General features: G+C 70.0%; 14 protein-coding genes. 9 read left to right on the top strand and 5 right to left on the bottom strand.

Features of this window, described 5'->3' with window-relative positions; all coding sequences use genetic code 11:
- Positions 1-539 precede the first annotated feature (539 nt).
- Positions 540-1,511: a CHRD domain-containing protein gene (locus FKR81_RS40505; protein WP_146360492.1), complete on the top strand. Its 972-nt coding sequence runs from the start codon at positions 540-542 to the stop codon at positions 1,509-1,511.
- A gap of 341 nt (positions 1,512-1,852) precedes the next feature.
- Complete coding sequence (locus FKR81_RS40510; protein ID WP_146360494.1) at positions 1,853-2,098, top strand: hypothetical protein; 246 nt, start codon at positions 1,853-1,855, stop codon at positions 2,096-2,098.
- Here the strand turns inward: FKR81_RS40510 and FKR81_RS40515 are convergent.
- The gene (locus FKR81_RS40515; protein ID WP_235922204.1) at positions 2,088-2,795 is read right to left on the bottom strand and encodes a M23 family metallopeptidase; all 708 of its coding nucleotides are present in this window, start codon (positions 2,793-2,795) and stop codon (positions 2,088-2,090) included. The genes FKR81_RS40510 and FKR81_RS40515 overlap by 11 nt on opposite strands.
- A 265-nt stretch (positions 2,796-3,060) precedes the next feature.
- A complete protein-coding gene (locus tag FKR81_RS40520; RefSeq protein ID WP_146360498.1) occupies positions 3,061-4,053 on the bottom strand; it encodes an alpha/beta fold hydrolase in 993 nt (330 codons plus the stop codon).
- 122 nt (positions 4,054-4,175) lie between these two features.
- Here FKR81_RS40520 and FKR81_RS40525 point away from each other — a divergent pair, with 122 nt between their 5' ends.
- From FKR81_RS40525 to purH, 7 genes are all read left to right on the top strand, one after another.
- Positions 4,176-5,849, top strand: a complete 1,674-nt coding sequence (locus FKR81_RS40525; protein WP_146360500.1) for a hypothetical protein — start codon at positions 4,176-4,178, stop codon at positions 5,847-5,849.
- 160 nt (positions 5,850-6,009) lie between these two features.
- Positions 6,010-7,179, top strand: a complete 1,170-nt coding sequence (gene sucC, locus FKR81_RS40530) for an ADP-forming succinate--CoA ligase subunit beta (RefSeq protein ID WP_146360502.1) — start codon at positions 6,010-6,012, stop codon at positions 7,177-7,179.
- 2 nt (positions 7,180-7,181) lie between these two features.
- Complete coding sequence (gene sucD / locus FKR81_RS40535) at positions 7,182-8,069, top strand: succinate--CoA ligase subunit alpha (protein ID WP_146360504.1); 888 nt, start codon at positions 7,182-7,184, stop codon at positions 8,067-8,069.
- Between the two features lie 145 nt (positions 8,070-8,214).
- Entirely contained in the window at positions 8,215-8,877 is a 663-nt protein-coding gene (locus tag FKR81_RS40540) for a DUF5336 domain-containing protein (RefSeq protein WP_146360506.1), read from the top strand.
- 119 nt (positions 8,878-8,996) lie between these two features.
- Positions 8,997-10,505 (top strand): cell division protein PerM, encoded by a 1,509-nt coding sequence (locus FKR81_RS44135; RefSeq protein WP_186763468.1) that lies wholly within the window; start codon positions 8,997-8,999, stop codon positions 10,503-10,505.
- 88 nt (positions 10,506-10,593) lie between these two features.
- The gene (purN, locus tag FKR81_RS40555; RefSeq protein ID WP_268891612.1) at positions 10,594-11,178 is read left to right on the top strand and encodes a phosphoribosylglycinamide formyltransferase; all 585 of its coding nucleotides are present in this window, start codon (positions 10,594-10,596) and stop codon (positions 11,176-11,178) included.
- Complete coding sequence (gene purH / locus FKR81_RS40560; protein ID WP_146360512.1) at positions 11,175-12,746, top strand: bifunctional phosphoribosylaminoimidazolecarboxamide formyltransferase/IMP cyclohydrolase; 1,572 nt, start codon at positions 11,175-11,177, stop codon at positions 12,744-12,746. The genes purN and purH overlap by 4 nt, the downstream gene beginning before the upstream one ends.
- Positions 12,747-12,786: 40 nt before the next feature.
- Here purH and FKR81_RS40565 read toward each other — a convergent pair whose 3' ends face one another.
- From FKR81_RS40565 to FKR81_RS40575, 3 genes are all read right to left on the bottom strand, one after another.
- Complete coding sequence (locus FKR81_RS40565) at positions 12,787-13,395, bottom strand: hypothetical protein (protein WP_146360514.1); 609 nt, start codon at positions 13,393-13,395, stop codon at positions 12,787-12,789.
- 139 nt (positions 13,396-13,534) lie between these two features.
- The gene (locus tag FKR81_RS40570) at positions 13,535-14,173 is read right to left on the bottom strand and encodes a hypothetical protein (protein ID WP_146360517.1); all 639 of its coding nucleotides are present in this window, start codon (positions 14,171-14,173) and stop codon (positions 13,535-13,537) included.
- Between the two features lies 1 nt (position 14,174).
- Complete coding sequence (locus FKR81_RS40575) at positions 14,175-14,759, bottom strand: hypothetical protein (protein ID WP_146360519.1); 585 nt, start codon at positions 14,757-14,759, stop codon at positions 14,175-14,177.
- Positions 14,760-14,798 lie beyond the last annotated feature (39 nt).

The following is a 14,798-nucleotide window of genomic DNA, read 5'->3' on the forward strand; positions in this document are numbered from 1 at the left end:
GGACGACAGATCTTGGGAAAGACACCAGGTCAGTCAAGCCACGAGTCAGACCCACCCAGCAAGGACCACCACACACATCCTCACTGTCAAGGCCCAATCGCTGCGCCGAAGGCGCGACCCAACCACCCGACAGCGCGAAACACCGAAACACAGCAAGCATCAGAACCCAGCCCCGATGAAACCGGCAGCCAAGCAAAGAACCCGGCCCACACGAGAACCGGCAGCCAAGCAACGCCCCAACGGGCAGCCAAGCGCTAGCCCCACCAGACCCAAGCGCCAGCCTCAGCGCACCCCAGGCGCCACCCCAGCCACCAACCCAGACACCAACCCAGACACCAACCCAGACACCAACCCAGACACCAACCCAGACGCAACCGGTCCGTTCGGCCCCATCTGACCTGCATAAACTGGAACCACCAAATTCTTTGAACCGTTCGACACACCCCCACGTGTAGTGGGTGAGGTTGAAGCAAAAGGCACTCGGACCAAACCTCCCGAACTCCCGCCAGTGCCTCCCCCCATTCTTCAGCGAGGTTGTCATGAGCGTGCGTAAGTCTGTGCTGTCCGGAATCGCCCTCAGCGTGGCACTAGTGGGCGCAGGTAGCGCAATTGCTGCGGCGCACCCCGGCCATTCCGAGCCCGCCCCCGGCGCCCCCGCCGACGCAGGCAACAAGAAGGTCGTCAAAGTGGATACAACAGGCCCCGCTACATTCTTGGTAGCGGACCTGAACGGCAAGAACGAGGTGTCCAACGAGGGCAAGAAGAACGTCGGCGACCAGGACGGCAAGGCCAAGCAGATCATCAAGATCCAGGGCAACCAGGTGTCGTTCGGCATTCAGTGGAACGGTATCGCGGCGCCCACCGCCGCCCACATCCACGAGGGTGTGGCCGGCAAGAACGGTGCGGTGAAGGTCCCCTTCTTCGCCTCGCCGTTGCCGGGGACGCTCAACGCGGTCACCGGTGCGGTGACGGTCGACGACAAGGCGCTGCTCGATTCTCTCAAGAAGAACCCGGGCAATTTCTACGCCAACCTGCACAACGGCGAGTTCGCGGCCGGTGCGGTGCGTGCGCAGTTCCGGAAGGTGGAGCGCGCGGACGTCGGCAGCGTTCTGAACAATGGTGACAACCGGTTCTTCTCGTTCGGCACCGGCAACCAGGAAGTGCCCGGCGACCCGGCCAAGAAGGTCAACGACCCCGACGGGTTCTCCATTTTCGGGCTGAAGGTCGGCAACGACCGGATCAACTTCTCGATCAAGTGGAGCAACGTTTCCGCGCCGACCAACGGGCACCTGCACAAGGGTGGCATCGGGGTCAACGGGCCGGTCGTCGCCGACCTGTTCGCCGCGCCCGCCGGGCTGCCGGCCTCGGTCAACGCCGTCGCGGGTAGCGCTGCTGTCCCGCAGGCCGTCACGGCCGAGCTGAAGAAGAACCCGATCGGGCACTACTCGAACCTGCACACCACCGAGTTCTCGGGTGGTGCGACCCGAGGCCAGGTCTTCCACATCGGCTGACCCTGACCTCTCCCGAAGCCCCCGGCGACTCCCCTCCGCCGGGGGCTTCGGCATTTTTCCAACTGATCGAAGAAACCGCGCAACTCGGGCGCACCGTGCGCGTCTATGTGGATGTCGCAAGGGAAACGTTCGGGGCGTTCAGGGGATGCGACGACGGGGAGCGGAGTGGGGCGGGGGCCGAACTTCGCGGCGAGAGCACGGCCGGGTCGGCGGGAGCGACCCGGCCGTGTTCGTTTCCGCACGTCAGAGGTGCCGCACTCAAAAATTGTCAGACCCATCCGGTTTGCTGACCCCAGTCACGACCCACAGGCCGCGGAGGCCTGGGAGACGGGGGTACCGGTGTGGATCACGTCCTTGCTCGCCTGCTGCGCGAACGCGTGCTCGGCTACCTGGACGCGGTGGACGCGCAGGGCAGCGCGGAGTCGCGTCAGGTCAGCGCCGCGTGGCGCGCACTCCTCGGCATCCACGAGACGACGGAGTCCGGCGCGTGCCGCGAGTGCGGCCGCCGGAAGGCGCGCATGTGCACGGTTTGGCGCGTCGCGTGCGCCTACTTCACACCTGAACGCGAGCCGAGGCTCAGAGGCTGACGCCGCGCTCGTTCAGCCAGGGCAGCGGGTTGATCTTCTGACCGCCGGCGAGCCAGACCTCGAAGTGGAGGTGCGGGCCGGTGGAGAAGCCGCGGTTGCCCATGCGGGCGATCTGCTCGCCCGCTCGGACGCGCTGGCCCTCGCGGACGTTGAAGGTGTCGACGTGGCCGTAGACGGTGACCGTGCCGTCGGAGTGCTCGACGCGGACCCAGAGGCCGAAGCCGCTGGCGGGACCCGCCTCGATCACGACGCCGTCGGCGGCGGAGAGGATCGGGGTCCCGATCGGGCCCGCGATGTCGATGCCGTAGTGCGTGGTGCCCCAGCGGCCGCCGTACCCGGAGGTGAAGGCGCCTGCCGCGGGGCGGACGAACTTGGGGCGCTTGGCCTCGGCCTCGGCCGCCTCGCGCTGCTCGGTGATCTGCTGGCTCTTCGCGAGCTTCTGAGCTTCGAAGGAGCCGTCCGTGGCCTTGGAGACCGGGAGGATCTGCGGCGCGGAGGGGGCGTTGCCACCGACTCCGAGCGCTGCGGCGTTGTCCTGGGCGTTGGCGAGCGGCGTGACCTCGTTGGACGAGTCACCGTTGCCTGACGTCAGGGTCTGACCTGCACCAGCGGCGGCGAAAGCGCCGACCGCGACAGCGGCGACGACGATCCGTCCACGCAGCGCCGAAGGCGGCGGCGGGAGCCGGTGGGTGCTCACCGCGCGGACAGAGGCACGTTCAACAGCCTCTTCCAGCACAGCAGAGCGTTCATGGCCGCCGGGGGAGCGGTGGTGAGACAAAGCTTGCCCTTCCGTCTTCGGGGAGCCTGGCCGGACTACCGGGCGGGGGATTCCCGGTGAGTTCAGTTCGGGGTCTGAACTCGGTGTCCTGACTGTGACCAGACCGTGACAACGGACCGGGGGACGATAACGGGGCGGAGCCCTCGAGGGCAAACCCCAGTTCGTGATGTCTACCGAATGGTCGTCACCCTGAGGGCTGGGAGTGTGCGCTGTGACCGTCGGTGACCCCCGGAGCGCGACACGCCTCACTTCCAGCACCGATGGGGCGGGTCACCGAGTCATCCGATCGGGTGATGGCGGTCACCACTACGTGAAGAGTCCTCGTGTCAACCGGGAGGGAGAGGTGACCTGAATCACGTATTTGGTGTTCTTCGACGAGCAACGAGGGGTGCTCCAACCGGGCGTTGCGCTGCGGAACGATGATCTGGTCCATCTCGGACCACACCACCACGAACCGCGTGCGGCACCGGCGGGACGGCTCGGCGAGCTCGGTGAGCAGGTCGGAACCCGGTCGCAGCTGCTTGGTCAGCGGCGTCGGCAGGAGGTAGGCGGCGAGGGTGCCGTGGTGCGGCGTCCCGAGGGTGACGAGCGTCCGAACGCGTGAGTCGCCGTGCAGCCGCTGTACGTAGTACCTGGCGATGAGCCCGCCGAGCGAGTGGCCGACGACATGCACCTGATCAGATCCGGTCTGTTCACAGATCCGTTCGACGTGCGCGCCCAGCAGGGCGGCCGAGCGGCGCACATCCCCCGTCAGCGCGGTCAGGACGCTGTAGTTGATGGCGTGGACCACGCCGAAGCCCCGCCTTCGCAATGCCCCCGACAGCACTGCGAAGGCGGAGCGGTTGTCCCCGATGCCGTGAACAAGCACGATCGGGGTTCCCGCGGCGTCCATCGCCGAAACCACCAATCCGCGCTGGCGCGGTGGCAGTTGGTCGGTGCGGAAGTGCCGGTAGTGGCCGTCGGGGCGCAGCTGCTCCTCGATCACGCCCCACGGGTAGAGCACGGTGTGGGCGGCCAGCCAGGCCGCTTCGACGGCGACGCCGCGCATGCCTCCGGGGGTCGCCATCGCGCGGAGGGCGACCTTGGCCTCCTCGACGATGTCCTGTGCCGTGTGCACGCCCCAGCCCGCGCGCTCGAGGAGCGCGTCGGTCACTCGCTGGAGGACGCCTTTGCCCATACCAGCGAAGGTAAGTGATGGACTCACCGACAAGGAGTACCCAGCGCTTCTTTTCCACATGCGAACGAATTTCGTCTCAGCTGGGCGACGAGCCCGATGGCAGGCTTGCTAGCGTCGGGCCGATGACGAGCACTCGCCTCGAGAGCCCTCAGCCCGTCGCGGCACGTCTGCGGTCCGCGTGGGGTCTCGCCGCCGGTGGCGCCGTGCTCCTCGCCGCCGCACCACTCGTCGGAGTGGTCGGCGGCAGCGCACCTCCCGCGTTCACGTCGTGGCCGCTGCTCGCGGCCCTGGCGCTGCTTCCGGTGGTGGTCTCCGGTGTGCTGATGACTCGGGGCCGCCCGCTGGTCGCGGCCGCGGTGCTCGCCGCCGTCGCGGCGTTCGCACCCGGCAGGCTGCTCAGCGACCTGCAGATCGGCCTCGACGCACTGGCCGTGTCCCGGCCCGAGCTGCTGCGCCCGCGCAGCCTCGACCCGCTCGACCCGTCGGCGGGGCTGTGGTTGCTGATCGCCGGGCACCTGCTGACGCTCGCCGCGGGCGTGCTCGCCGCGAACCGGTCGGTGGGCGACGAGGCGGACGCGTCGGACAAGCTCATCCGGGTCGTTCTGGTCAGCGCGTTCGCCGCGATCAGCCTGCTCGGCACGCCGTTCACGTCGACCGACGTGCTGCTGCTCGCGCACGGGCCGTGGGACCTGCCCCTGATCGGGCTGGCCGGTGGCCTGCTCGTGGCCGCGGCCGCACCGCTCGCCGCCGCGCTCAGCGCCAGCTCGACCGAGCCGGACACCCGGCGCGGCGGCCTCATCGGCGTCGCGCTGGCGATCATCGCGGTCGCCGCACCACCCCTGGTGGCCGGTCTGGCCGCCGACGGGCTCGGCGTCACCTGGGGCCCGATCGCGGCGCTGGTCGCCGCCGCACTCCTTCTACTGGAACATCCGGATCGGACTGTCCGGGCCGAACAAGACGAGAAGGCCGAGCTGACGCTTCCCGGCACGGCCCGCATGCACGCGGTCGCGGGCGTGTTCGGCGTGCTCGCCGGTGCCGCGACCGTCGTGGGTGCGCTCGTGCCCCAGCTGACCGTCACCGCCGGGCTCACCGCCCCGGAGAACTACGCGGCGAAGCTGTTGCTCCCCGCGGGCGTCGCGGTCGCCGTGCTCGGTGCGTGGCTGCTGGCGCGCGGCGTCGCCGCGGCCGTCCGGCCCACGTTCCTCGTCTCACTCGCCGCGTTGCCGCTGACGGCGGCGGCCGCACTGGACACCGTGCTCGCCGCGACCCAGATCGCGGTCGTGCAGCCGGGTCCGGGCATCTGGGCGATGGCCGGCGGTCTGGTGCTCGCCGCGGTCGCCGGGGTCTGCGGGGCCGTCGCCGGTGCGGTGGAACGCGAGGACACCGAACCAGAGCCGCGCGGCGAGACGCCGGTGCCCGTGCTGGCCACCGCGTTCGGCGCCGGACTGCTCGCGGTGGGCGCGTTCGCCCTGCCCGCGGTGAAGGCCGCCGATCTCGTCGCGCCGGGACTGTTCACCAACTTCCAGGTCGCCTCGTGGGGCTTGCTGATCGGACTGCTCGCCGTGCTGGCAGCGGTGGCGCTGGCGGTCAACTCGCGGCCGCCACGCGCGGCCGCGCTGCTGTCCGGTGCGGCGGTCGTCGTGGTCGTCCGGTTGCTCGAGCTCCCGCTGACCGGAGCCCGCGCCGCGGACGCGTCCGCGGGACCCGGCACGTGGCTGGCCGCGGCCACGGTCGTCGTACTGCTCATCGGGGCTGCTCTGCGGGCCGCGGAGGGCTCGAAAGGCCGTTCCGCGTGATCGACCTCACCGCTGTTGAGACAGACCTCACCGGATGGGGCGTGCGAGCGGTCGGCGCAGGTCGATAGTGTCTTCGGACAGCCGCGTCAAGTGGGTTCTGACGGCCCCTTGAGGACCACCCAGGCGCGGTGTTCCGACACCGACGTCGCAGGAGACCCGAGTGGACCTGTACGAGTACCAGGCGAAGGACCTCTTCGCCGCCCACGGCGTCCCGGTACTTCCGGGCGAAGTGGCCGAAAACCCCGCCGACGCCAAGGCCATCGCCGCGAAGTACGGCCAGGCGGTCGTCGTCAAGGCCCAGGTGAAGACCGGCGGCCGCGGCAAGGCAGGCGGCGTCAAGCTCGCCTCCACGGCCGAAGAGACCGAGGAGAAGGCCAAGGGCATCCTCGGCCTCGACATCAAGGGGCACATCGTTCACCGCGTGCTGGTGACCCCCGCCTCCGACATCGCGGAGGAGTACTACTTCTCCTTCCTCCTCGACCGCGCCAACCGCACCTTCCTGGCCATGGCGTCCGTCGAGGGCGGCATGGACATCGAAGAGGTGGCCGCCACCAAGCCCGAGGCGCTGGCCAAGATCCACATCGACGCCATCAAGGGCGTCGACGCGGCCAAGGCCACGGAGATCGCCGACGCGGCGAACTTCCCGGCCGAGGTCAAGGACCAGGTCGTCGACGTCATCGTCAAGCTGTGGGAGACCTTCGTCGCCGAGGACGCCACCCTCGTCGAGGTCAACCCGCTCGTCCGCGACCCCGAGGGCAAGATCGTCGCCCTCGACGGCAAGGTCACGCTGGACGAGAACGCCGACTTCCGCCACCCGGCGCACGCCGAGCTGGTGGACAAGCAGGCCGAGGACCCGCTCGAGGCGAAGGCCAAGGAGAAGGGCCTCAACTACGTCAAGCTGGACGGCCAGGTCGGCATCATCGGCAACGGTGCGGGCCTCGTGATGTCCACTCTGGACGTCGTCGCCTACGCGGGCGAGAAGCACAAGGGTGTCAAGCCCGCCAACTTCCTCGACATCGGCGGCGGTGCCTCCGCCGAGGTCATGGCGAACGGGCTCGACATCATCCTGCACGACCCGGACGTGCGCAGCGTGTTCGTGAACGTCTTCGGTGGCATCACCGCGTGTGACGCGGTCGCCAACGGCATCGTGCAGGCGCTCGGCATCATCGGCGACGAGGCCACCAAGCCGCTCGTCGTCCGCCTGGACGGCAACAACGTGGAGGAGGGCCGCCGGATTCTCGCCGAGGCCAACCACCCGCTGGTGACCGTTGTCGACACGATGGACAACGCGGCCGACAAGGCTGCCGAGCTCGCGGCTGCGGGGGTCTGACGATGGCTATCTTCATCAACGAGAACAGCAAGGTCATCGTCCAGGGCATGACCGGTGCCGAGGGCACCAAGCACACCAAGCGCATGCTCGCGTCCGGCACGAACATCGTCGGTGGCGTGAACCCGCGCAAGGCGGGCACCAAGGTCGACTTCGACGGCCACGTGCTGCCGGTGTTCGGCTCGGTCAAGGAGGCCATCGAGGCCACCGGCGCCGACGTGACCGTGATCTTCGTCCCGCCCGCCTTCGCGAAGGCGGCCGTGGTCGAGGCGATCGACGCCGAGATCGGCCTGGCCGTCGTGATCACCGAGGGCATCCCGGTGCACGACACCGCCTACTTCTGGGCGCACGCCGTCGCGACGGGCAACAAGACCAGGGTCATCGGCCCGAACTGCCCCGGCATCATCAGCCCCGGGAAGTCGAACGCCGGCATCATCCCGGCCGACATCTCCGGTGCGGGCAAGATCGGTCTCGTGTCGAAGTCGGGCACGCTGACCTACCAGATGATGTACGAGCTGCGTGACTTCGGTTTCTCCACCGCGATCGGCATCGGTGGCGACCCGATCATCGGCACCACGCACATCGACGCGCTCCAGGCGTTCCAGGACGACCCGGAGACCGAGGCGATCGTGATGATCGGCGAGATCGGTGGCGACGCCGAGGAGCGTGCGGCCGCGTACATCGAGAAGAACATCACCAAGCCGGTGGTCGGCTACGTCGCGGGCTTCACCGCCCCCGAGGGCAAGACCATGGGCCACGCCGGTGCGATCGTGTCCGGCTCGGCCGGTACCGCGCAGGCGAAGAAGGAGGCCCTCGAGGCCGCCGGTGTCAAGGTCGGCAAGACGCCGTCCGAGACCGCCGCCCTGATGCGGGAGATCATGCAGAGCCGGTAGTTCCACACGTGCGCAGGGCCGGCACCGAGTACCTTCGGTGCCGGCCCTGTCTCGTTCGGCGGAACCAGCTTGATCCGGTCGTCGTCTGAGTGGGCGCATGAACTACCGTCAAGCCGAAACATCGGCTGGAGGAGGAGACCTCACCATGTCCGTGCCTTACGGCGCACCACAACAGCAGCCGCCGGCGGGGCCGGCGCAGCAGCCGGCCGCGGGTCTGGACCTGGCCAAGATCCTCCCGCTGGTCGCGGCGGGTCTCGGACTCATCTCCTACCTGCTCGCGTTCGCGGACGACGTCCCGTCCGGCCAGGTCACGTTCCTGCTCGCGGCGGGCATCCTCGCGGGTCTGACCGCACTCCCGAAGGCGCCCAAGGCGCTGCTCTACCCTGCCGTGGTCCTGGCGGGCGTGCAGGCGCTGGACGTCCTGCAGAGCCTGATCAAGGCGCCCAGCGTGCAGGGCATGCACATCGTGCTGCTGATCGTGGCGCTGCTCGAGACCGCCGCGGTCGTCATGACGCTCCTGCTCGACGCGGGCATCGTGAAGTTCGACCCGAAGCCGGCCAACCCGTACGCGCAGGGCCAGCCCGGTGGCTGGAACCCGCAGTCCGGCGCGTTCCCGCAGCAGGGCCAGCAGGCCCCCGGCCAGCAGCAGTTCGGCCAGCCCCAGCAGCCGCCGCAGCAGTTCGGCCAGCAGCCGGTGCAGCCGCAGCAGCCGGGTCAGCCTCCGCAGCAGACGAGCTTCATGCCGCAGCCCGGCCAGTTCGGCCAGCCCGGCACGCCGCCCGGCGGCTTCGGTGGCCCCCAGTCCTGACGTGAAGTGCCGTTGAGGCCACCTTGACCACCGCGAGGTCGGTCGAGGTGGCCTCATCGGCATCATGGGGCCCGGCGTGCCTCACCCGGATGGCCCAGCTCGATTGAGACAGTGGAGAAATGCCGGTCTTGCAGCAGCGCGGTGCGATGGAGTCCGTGCGGCCCCCCGAGTTCTCCCGCGCTGAACGGGCGCGGGTGCTCGTCGCGGCGGCCTGCGGTTCCGTCGTCGTCGGATACGCCGCCGTGGCCGCGCTGCTCGCGCTGGTCGCCGCGACCGCGACGCACGCGGCGTTCTCCACGACCGGCGTGCTCACCGCCGCCGCGCCCGCCTGGCTGGCGGCGCACCACGTCCCGCTGTGGTTCGACGCGGGACAGCTCGGCGTCCTGCCGCTCCTGCCGACCGCGCTGCTGATGCTCCTCGTCGGACGCACCGCCGCGGGCACGGCCGACCGGCTCGGGCTCTACGAACCGCTCCAGGCGCGCTCGGTGGTGCTCAGCATCGCCGGGGCGCACGCCTTCGTCGGCGGCACCATCGCGCTGCTCATGGGCGAGGGCGTCGTGCGCGCCACGCCCGCGGTCGCGTTCTTCGGCTGCGCCGCCGTCTCCGGTGTCGCGGCCACGCTCGGCGTCGCGCGCAGGTGCGGGCTCGTCGAGGTGATCTTCGAACGGCTCGACCCCATCGCCTTGCAGGGACTGCGTTCCGGCTTCATGGCGCTGTTCGCGTTCGTCAGCGCGGGCGCGTTCGTCGTCGCCTTCGGGCTCGTCACGTCGTGGTCGACGGCCAGCACGCTGTTCGACCAGGCCGGGCCGACGGTCGGCGTCGGGCTCGGCGTGTGGCTGCTGTGCATCGGCTACCTGCCGAACGCGATCATCGGCGGGCTCTCCTACGTCGCAGGCTCCGGGTTCTCGATGGGCGTGGTCGAGGTGACGCCCATGCGGTTCACGCCCGGCTCCGTCCCCGGTATCCCGCTGCTCGCGGCGTTGCCGGAGAAGGAGTTCGCGTTCAGCCCGATGGTGCTGGTGCTCGCCGCCGCCATCGGCGCGTTCGTCGGCTGGTGCTGCCGCAAGGTCGCGGACCGCCCCGCGTCGCGCATGCGCGCGGTGCTCGTCGCGGCCGTCACGGTCGCCGTCGGCTGCCTCGTGCTCGCGGCGACGGCGGGCGGGCGCCTCGCCGCCGGCGCCTTCGACCCGGTGACCGTTCCCGCCGGCCTCCTCGCGCTGCTGGCCGCGTCCTGGATCCTCGTGCCCGGCATGCTGGTCGCCTGGCTCGCAGGCCCCCGGCCCAAGCCCGTGGCCGCCGTGGTCGAAGCCGACGACGAGGAGTTCGACGAGATCGAGGACGAGCTCGCCGAGGAAGTCGATGAGCAGCTCGACGAGGACCAGTACGAAGAAGAGCTCGACGACGAGGAAGAGTTCGACGACGACGAGGACTACGACGAGCCGGTCGACGAGCACGACCTGCACGACGAAGACGAAGACGACGAGCTCCACGACGACGAGGACGACTTCGACGACGAGCTCGACGAGCTCGAAGAGGCCGAGGAAGAAGACCTCGCCGAGGCGGAGGCCGAGCTGGCCGAAACCGTCGAACCGGCTGATGAGGACCTGGACGGCGAGCCTCGGAAGTGAGCGCCTAGGCTGCTCCTGAGCTGCTGCAACCCGGTCTGCCCAGGAGAGAACGCTGAGCACAGAACTCCGGCTTCCCGCACCGGCGAGGGTGGTCGTACTCGTCTCCGGTTCCGGAACCCTCATGCAGGCGCTGCTCGACGCGAACGACCTGCCGATCGAGATCGTCGCCGTCGGTGCCGACCGCGCCGGGATCGAAGGTCTCGCCCGCGCCGAGCGCGCGAGTGTGCCGGGCTTCGTGGTGCGGCTGCGCGACTACGCCGACCGCGCCGAGTGGGACACCGCGCTGACCAAGGCCGTCGCCGAGCACGAGCCGGACCTGGTGGTGTCGGCCGGGTTCATGAAGATCCTCGGCCCGGCGTTCCTCGCCCGCTACGGCGGCCGCATGATCAACACCCATCCCGCGCTGCTGCCCGCCTTCCCCGGCGCGCACGGTGTCCGCGACGCGCTGGACTACGGCGTGCGGGTCACCGGGTCGACGGTCCACCTGGTCGACGCGGGTGTCGACACCGGGCCGATCCTGGCGCAGGAGGCGGTGGTCGTCGAACCCGGCGACGACGAAGAGAGCCTGCACGAACGCATCAAGGTGGTGGAGCGGCGGCTGCTGGTCGACACGGTCGCCCGGCTTGTCCGCGAAGGCTGCACCGTGAACGGACGAAAGGTGAGTTTTCCGTGACCACTCCTGCCGAGAGGCGGCCGATTCGCCGGGCCCTCATCGGGGTCTCCGACAAGTCGGGCCTGCTGGAACTGGCCACCGGCCTGCACGCGGCCGGAGTCGAGATCGTCTCGACCGGCGGCACCGCGAAGGTGCTCGCCGCCGCCGGTGTCCCGGTGACGCCGGTAGAGCAGGTCACCGGCTTCCCCGAGTGCCTCGACGGCCGGGTGAAGACGCTGCACCCGCGCGTCCACGCCGGTCTGCTGGCGGACACCCGCAAGGAGTCGCACGTCGCGCAGCTGCGCGAGCTGGACATCGCGCCGTTCGACCTGCTGGTCGTGAACCTCTACCCGTTCACCCAGACCGTCGCGTCCGGCGCGTCGCAGGACGACTGTGTCGAGCAGATCGACATCGGCGGTCCCGCGATGGTCCGCGCGTCCGCGAAGAACCACGCGAGCGTCGCGGTCATCGTCGACCCCGCCCGCTACGACTGGGTGCTCGAGCAGGTCCGCGAGGGCGGCCTCACGCTCGCCGACCGTCAGCGTCTCGCCGCGGAGGCCTTCCGGCACACCGCGACCTACGACATCGCCGTGGCCTCGTGGATGGGCAGCGTGCTCGCGCCCGAGACCGACGGCACCCCGTTCCCCGGCTGGGTCGGCGCGACGTGGAACCGCAAGCAGGTCCTGCGCTACGGCGAGAACCCGCACCAGGCCGCGGCGCTCTACACGCAGGGCGACGGCCGGTCCGGGCTCGCGTCGGCGCAGCAGCTGCACGGCAAGGAGATGTCGTACAACAACTTCCTCGACGGCGACGCCGCGTGGCGCGCCGCGTGGGACCACGAGCAGCCGTGCGTCGCGATCATCAAGCACGCCAACCCGTGCGGCATCGCGGTGTCCGATGTGGACATCGCGGACGCGCACCGCAAGGCGCACGCGTGCGACCCGCAGAGCGCGTTCGGCGGCATCATCGCGACGAACCGCGAGGTCACCGTCGAGATGGCCGAGCAGGTCGCGGAGATCTTCACCGAGGTGGTCATCGCACCGTCGTACGCCGACGGCGCGGTGAACGTGCTGCAGCGCAAGAAGAACGTGCGCATCCTGGTCGCCGAGCCGCCGCAGCGCGGTGGCGCCGAGATGCGCCCGGTGTCCGGTGGCCTGCTGCTGCAGCAGAAGGACACGATCGCCGCCGAGGGCGACGACCCGGCCAACTGGACGCTCGCCTGCGGTTCGGCCGCCGACGAGCAGACGCTGGCCGACCTCGCGTTCGCGTGGCGCTCGCTGCGCTCGGTGAAGTCCAACGCGATCCTGCTCGCGCACGACGGCGCCACGGTCGGCGTCGGCATGGGCCAGGTGAACCGGGTCGACGCGTCGTTCCTCGCCGTGAAGCGCGCGGGTGACCGCGCCAAGGGCTCGGTGGGCGCGTCCGACGCGTTCTTCCCGTTCCCGGACGGCCTCGAGGTCCTGCTGGAGGCGGGCGTGCGTGCCGTCGTCCAGCCCGGCGGGTCCGTGCGGGACGCCGAGGTGATCGCCGCGGCCGAGGCCGCGGGCGTCACGCTCTACCTCACCGGCACGCGCCACTTCGCGCACTGACCTGTCGTGGTGGCCACCTCGGCCGAGGTGGCCACCACGCTCACAGCTCGGCGATCATCTCCGCGGCGATGGCCTTCGCGGCCTCCTCGAACTCCGGGACGTCCGGCCGCGTCGGTGAGAACAGGCCGACGTCCCAGCCGATGTAGTCGACGTTCACCACCTTGTCGCCCTTGCGCACCACGACCTCGATGCCGGTGAACGCCGACGTCGTGGTCATCAGCACCGCGGTGCTCTGGTCGCCGATGTCGAGGTCCTTGACCTGGATCTGGCCCTGGTTGTTGGCCTTGGCCATGGTCACCTGCTCGTCGAACGTCCGCTGCCCGTCCTTCGACTCGTAGACGTAGACGTTCAACGTGCGCAGACCCTCGCCGTCCTTGCCCTTGGTCTGGCCCCACCCGCAGTTCGTCGTCGTCTCGTCGCCGATCTTGTTCTCGTTGGAGCTGCCGGACGGGTTCGTGGCGCGCGCCTTCGCCAGTGCCGCCTCGGAGACGTTGCCGCAGACGCCGGGCATCTTGGCGTTGGTGTAGGGCTGGCCCCGGTCCTTGTGCGCGGAGGTGTAGATGACCGCCGCGGTGGCCGCGCCGCCGAGCACGAGCACGCCGGCGATGATGCCGATGACGAGCGGTGCCTTGTTCTTCTTGGGCGGCACGGGGGGACCCCAGCCGGGAGGCGGTTGCCGAGGGGGCCAGCCGGGAGGCGGCTGCTGGGGCTGGTGCTGCCAGCCGGGCGGTGGTTGCTGTGGCTGGTGCTGCCAGCCGGGTGGTGCGTTCACTGGTGCTTCCCCCTGGTCAGGACTTCGCGAAAACCTGTGCCGCGGCCTGGCTGACGAGCTTCTTCCACTCCTCGACGTCCGGCTGCTTCGCCGAAAGGAGCCCCGCGTCCCAGCCGCTGTAGTCGATCCTGACGTAGCGCCCGCCGGACCGCACCGCGTACGACACGGTCGTGAAGCTGCTGCCGCCCTTGCCGACGGTGATCGCGCCCTCGCCCGTCTTCTCGACGGAGCTGCCGGACTGCTCGAACGCGACGAGCTCCTGCTCGGCCAGCCGTTCCTCGCGGTACGTGCGGATCCAGACGTTCAGCGACCGCCTGCCGTCGCCGTCCCTGCCCTCGGTCTGGCCCCAGTTGCACGAGGTGGCGGAGGCGTCCGGCGACTCGACGTGGCTGGAGCTGCTGGCGATCGGGTTCGTGACCCGCATGCGCTGGAGCGTGTCCTGGCCGATGGCGTCGCACTTCGCGGGCAGCGCCTCGGCGCCGGGCGGCGTGCCGTGGTCGCGGTGCGTCTGGACGTACAGCCAGCCGACGGCACTCACGCCGGCGGCGAGCATGCCCGCGACGATGAGCACGGCGACGACCGGGCCCTTGTTCTTCTTCGGTGGGTGTCCCCACCCAGGTGGTGGTGGCTGTTGCCAGCCCGCCGGTGCGCTCACTTCACTCCCCCAGGAGTTCTTCGACGACCTTCCTCGTGATCCGCTCACCTTCTTCCACCGGGAACGGCCGGTCGAAGAAGAACCCGCGATCCGCGCCACGGTAGATCACCTTGTAGACGCGTGTGTCCCGAAGTACGAGGAGCGTGACCTGCATGTTGTCGTCGGGCATGCGGTCGGCCGCGGTGGCCCGGTCGCCGAGCCCGGTGACGACGCGCTCGTCGGGCTGGCGCTGGTCGCTGAACGTCCGCTCGGCCTCGGCGCGCTTGCCGTGGTCGTAGACGTGGATGGCGAGGATCCGCCGGTCGATGCCGTCCGCGTCCACCGTCTGCCGCCAGAAGCAGTGCGTGTGCCGGACCAGCTCGAGCCGGTTCGGGTCCGGTTGCTGCACCAGTGAGGGGTTGCTGACCCGCGCTTCTTTCTTGAGCGCGTCGCTGATGGAGCAGTTCGAGGGCAGCGTCTCGCCCGTCGGCGGCTGGCCGATGGGGCGGGTGTACGCGACGTAGAGCGCGCCGAACAGGCCGGTGGCGCCGAGCAGCACAACGGCGCTGAGCAGGCAGGCGAGCTTGCCACGGGTCAGGCGGATCATCGCGGAGCAGTGTGTCATCCGTTGCGCCGTGCGGCTTAC

It is taken from the genome of Lentzea tibetensis (assembly GCF_007845675.1).
GTDB lineage: Bacteria > Actinomycetota > Actinomycetes > Mycobacteriales > Pseudonocardiaceae > Lentzea > Lentzea tibetensis.